This is a genomic window from Pandoraea sp. ISTKB (assembly GCF_001721285.1).
In the GTDB taxonomy this organism is placed as follows: Bacteria; Pseudomonadota; Gammaproteobacteria; order Burkholderiales; family Burkholderiaceae; genus Pandoraea; species Pandoraea capi.
In genome coordinates this window covers 1-298 of sequence record NZ_MAOS01000014.1, presented here as the reverse complement: position 1 = coordinate 298, position 298 = coordinate 1, and the positions used below count along the sequence as shown (strand labels likewise).

The 298-nt window shown below is 47.3% G+C and carries 1 tRNA gene; it reads right to left on the bottom strand.

The features are described 5' to 3' along the window. Positions 1–222: 222 nt before the first annotated feature. A tRNA-Ala gene (locus A9762_RS03945) sits at positions 223–298 on the bottom strand.

The window sequence follows — 298 nt, the reverse complement described above, 5'->3', positions numbered from 1 at the left end:
CCCTGTACTCACCGTGAAAGGGTGATGTCCTAGGCCTCTAGACGAAGGGGACAAAATCGTCAAAACTTTGTCTGTTTCGCTAACTGCTTACTGCATTTCGCGAAGAACGCTATTCTAAACAACATTTCTTCGCTTGTGAAGCTTTATTTTCAAGTTTTTTGCATCGTTTTTGCAAGAATCTTGCTGTTTCGACGCAGCCTGAAAATCAAGCTTCTGAATCCGTGGTGGAGGTAAGCGGGATCGAACCGCTGACCTCTTGCATGCCATGCAAGCGCTCTCCCAGCTGAGCTATACCCCC